Raw genomic sequence first — 328 nt, 5'->3', positions numbered from 1 at the left:
TCGCCGTGGACGTGGGCGACCGCGTGCACGCCGGCCAGGTGCTCGCACGCCTGGACCCGGAACCGAACAACCTGCGCCTGCAGCAGGCCGAGGCCGGCGTCGGCATCGCCGCGGCCGATCTGCAGCAGCAGCAGACCCAGCTCGCCCAGCAGCAGGCCATGTTCGACGACGGCGCCGCCTCGGCCGCGACCCTGACCGCGGCCAAGAGCGCCTTCGCCGCGGCGCAGGCGAAGGTCCGCAGCGCGCAGTCGGACCTGGCGCTGGCGCGCCGAGCGGTGCGCCAATCGGAACTGCGCGCACCGTTCGACGGCAGCGTGGTGGCACGCCT

1 protein-coding gene is annotated in these 328 nt (G+C 75.0%); it reads left to right on the top strand.

Annotated elements, in window-relative coordinates; translation table 11 throughout:
* On the top strand, window positions 1-328 hold a 328-nt coding region (locus D180_RS16685; protein WP_043091203.1), incomplete at both ends, for a biotin/lipoyl-binding protein.

Origin of the sequence: Xanthomonas sp. SHU 166, assembly GCF_000364685.1 — a bacterium.
Classification (GTDB): Bacteria; Pseudomonadota; Gammaproteobacteria; order Xanthomonadales; family Xanthomonadaceae; genus Xanthomonas_A; species Xanthomonas_A sontii.
Note: the sequence above shows the minus strand (reverse complement) of the source record. Positions and strands in the feature narration are given on the sequence as shown.